This window comes from Pseudomonas defluvii (assembly GCF_001695625.1).
In the GTDB taxonomy this organism is placed as follows: domain Bacteria; phylum Pseudomonadota; class Gammaproteobacteria; order Pseudomonadales; family Pseudomonadaceae; genus Aquipseudomonas; species Aquipseudomonas defluvii.
In genome coordinates this window covers 1-3093 of sequence record NZ_MBPN01000221.1, presented here as the reverse complement: position 1 = coordinate 3093, position 3093 = coordinate 1, and the positions used below count along the sequence as shown (strand labels likewise).

The 3093-nt window shown below is 64.8% G+C and carries 4 protein-coding genes; all 4 read left to right on the top strand.

What is annotated here, in order from left to right; all coding sequences use genetic code 11:
- Window positions 1-1089: conjugative transfer ATPase (locus EKA13_RS26605; RefSeq protein ID WP_065761983.1), on the top strand; the 1089-nt coding region annotated here is incomplete at its 5' end.
- Window positions 1090-1102: 13 nt separating this feature from the next.
- Window positions 1103-1867, top strand: coding sequence for a DsbA family protein (locus tag EKA13_RS26600; RefSeq protein ID WP_009459652.1), 765 nt, complete (start codon window positions 1103-1105; stop codon window positions 1865-1867).
- A 175-nt stretch (window positions 1868-2042) separates the two neighbouring features.
- Window positions 2043-2537, top strand: coding sequence for a RadC family protein (gene radC / locus EKA13_RS26595; protein ID WP_009459650.1), 495 nt, complete (start codon window positions 2043-2045; stop codon window positions 2535-2537).
- A gap of 161 nt (window positions 2538-2698) precedes the next feature.
- On the top strand, window positions 2699-3093 hold a 395-nt coding region (locus tag EKA13_RS26590; RefSeq protein ID WP_065761982.1), incomplete at its 3' end, for a TIGR03757 family integrating conjugative element protein.

Below are 3093 nucleotides of genomic sequence, written 5' to 3'. Positions count from 1 at the left end.
GGCATCAGCCTGGCGCCGTTCGCCGACGCTCGCCGGCTGATCGAAACGCCCAGCAACGTGCAGACGCTTGATGCCGATGCACTGGATGAAGAATTGCCAGCCGATTCCTCGGTCATGGAGGAGGACGAGCAGCGCGACGTGCTGGGTGAACTGGAGATCACGGCACGGCTGATGATCACAGGCGGCGAGGACAAGGAAGAAGCCCGGATGACGCGGGCCGATCGCTCGCTGATCCGCCAGTGCATCCTCGATGCCGCCGAACACTGCGTGGCCGAGAAACGCACGGTGCTCACGCGCGACGTGCGCAACGCGCTGCGCACGCGCGGCCAGGACCCGACGCTGCCCGAGATGCGGCGCGTGCGGCTGCTGGAGATGGCGGACGCGATGGACATGTTCTGCCAAGGCACGGACGGCGAGATGTTCGATCGCGATGGCACGCCGTGGCCCGAGGCCGACATCACGCTGGTGGATCTCGCGACCTATGCCCGGGAGGGCTACAACGCGCAGCTCTCCATCGCCTACATCAGCCTGATCAGCACGGTGAACAACATCGCCGAGCGCGACCAGTACCTGGGCCGTCCGATCATCAATGTGACCGACGAAGGCCACATCATCACGAAGAACCCGCTGCTCGCGCCCTACGTTGTAAAAATTACAAAAATGTGGCGCAAGCTAGGGGCCTGGTTCTGGCTGGCTACACAAAATATCGACGATCTGCCGCGTGCCGCGGAGCCCATGCTCAACATGATTGAGTGGTGGATCTGCCTGTCGATGCCGCCCGATGAGGTCGAGAAGATTGCACGCTTCCGCGAACTCTCGCCCGCGCAGAAAGCGCTGATGCTCTCGGCGCGCAAAGAAGCGGGCAAGTTCACCGAGGGCGTCATCCTTTCCAAGAGCATGGAAGTGCTGTTCCGTGCCGTGCCGCCCAGCCTGTACTTGGCGTTGGCGCAGACCGAACCCGAAGAGAAGGCCGAGCGCTACCAGCTCATGCAGCACTACGGCTGCACCGAACTGGAAGCGGCCTTCAAGGTGGCCGAGAAGATCGACCAGGCGCGCGGCATCGAGTCGCCGGCCTTGGAACTGTCGTAAGACGGAGAACGCCATGGAACAGAAACGTCCTTCCATTCCGATGCAGGTCCAGGCGTTCCGCCGCCGCAACGGGCGGCCCCGCTGGCCCTGGGCATTGGTTGCTGTGCTGGTCGCGCTGCTGCTGATCTGGCTTGTGCCGAGGTCGCCCGGCGAATCCCCGCCGCAGCCGCCCACGCCGGTCAGCATGGCACCGGTGGCCGGGCCGCCCTGGCTAATGGGCAACCCCAAAGGCCGTTTCACGCTGACGCTCTATGCCGACCTGGAGTGCCCGTTCTGCCGGGAATATTTTCCGCAGCTCAAACGGTGGGTGGGCACCAACGCCGACGTGGCGCTGCAATGGCACCACCAGCCGCTAGCCGCGCACGAGCCGGCCGCGTCGGCCGAGGCACGTCTGGCCGAATGCGCAGCCGAAGCTGGCGGGCATGCCGCGTTCTGGCAGGCGGTCGAATGGGTCTATGCCCACACGCGCAGCGACGGCCTGGGCTTGCCGGATGGCTTGCGCTACCCCGAATCGACGCCAGCCATCGAGCAGTGCATGTCAAGCGAAAGGTCCAGTGCCGCTATCCGCGCCCAGGCCGCGGAAGCCACCAAGAGCGGCGTTACCGCCACACCGTCACTGCGTCTGCTTGATCGCGAGACGGGCCAGGCCATCCTGCTGCAGGGACCAATCGAGGGCGACGCCTTGTTGTCTGCCATGGACATGCTGACGGCTGACGGTCCGACCGGCACACCCACATCCGAAATGCCTGCCGACGTCGTCGGCGACATGCCCAGGTAGCCCCGGTCTTCAAGGCTACGGCGCAGTCCGCTGCGCTGACCGCAACCCGTTCGCCTCGCATCCTGGTCGCGAACGATCGCCGCTGCCGCGGTGATGGATGCACCTTGTTCGTTCCCTAGGAGGGCTGGCCCTCCTAGGGCGCGCGCCCTCCGATCTCACCGTCTGGAGGTTCGCCATGTCTTTTGTCGTCAACGACTCCTGCCCGGAGTCGCTTTCCGTCACCGCTGCCCAACACGAGGACTGGATCATCCAGCAAGCCATCGTGCTGCTGGAGAGGCGGGTTTTCAAAGCTGGACCGTGCCTCAGCCGACCGGCCGCTGTGCGGGACTATCTGCGCGTGAAACTGGTCGCTGAACCCAACGAGATATTCGCCGCTGTGTTCCTGGACAGCATGCACCAGGTGCTGGCCTACGAGCCATTGTTCAGGGGCACGATCAACTCGACTTCTGTTTATCCACGTGTCGTCGTACAGCGTGTGCTGGAGTTGAACGCCGCCGCGGTGGTCTTCGCGCACCAGCACCCCTCGGGCATCTCCGAGCCGTCGAGCGCGGATCGTGTGCTGACCCAGCAACTGCAGGCCGCGCTGGCGCTCATCGATGTACGGGTACTGGATCACATCATCGTAGGCCAAGGTTCCCCGTTCTCCTTTGCGGAGTCAGGCCTGCTGTAACGGTCGCATTGCTTCATTGATCCCCGCGGAGGCTTCGGCCTCCGTTTTTTTATGGCGCGGGACAAGCAGGTATGCGGGCAGCCCGCGATGCGCATTGTTTGTTGGGGTGGCATCGGGTTCGCGTTTGACTATGGCCCTGATCAACTTTCGGGGCACGCGACATGCCGGCATCCTTTTCCACGTTCGCGTCGGGCTGGCGAACCCTTGGTCTCGTCGTGGCGCTGCCGGCGTCCCTGGCCGTGTTCAGCCCCGTCGCCTTCGCAGCCGACGTACTGGTCGTCACCGACAGCCACCACCCGGTCAAGACCATGGGCGGCGAGCGGCTGATCGAGCTGGACGAAGCCCGCCGGATTGAAGCGGAGCTTTCTGCGGAACTGCCCGCCGCCCCCGAACAGGCGGCGGCCACCGTCAAGCGTCGGCTGAGCCAAGGCGGCGCCGACCTACAGCGCCGCATCGCTTCCGCATACCAGGGCGTCACCGACGCATGGAGCCTGGGCATCACCAGCATCCCGGCTGTCGTGGTGGATCAGCGCTACGTGGTCTATGGCGAGCCGGA

Bases quoted from the DNA above. Each gene is read 5' to 3' on its own strand.
- EKA13_RS26600 (WP_009459652.1), top strand. From the start codon at position 1,103: ATGGAACAGAAACGTCCTTCCATTCCGATGCAGGTCCAGGCGTTCCGC.
- radC (WP_009459650.1), top strand. From the start codon at position 2,043: ATGTCTTTTGTCGTCAACGACTCCTGCCCGGAGTCGCTTTCCGTCACC.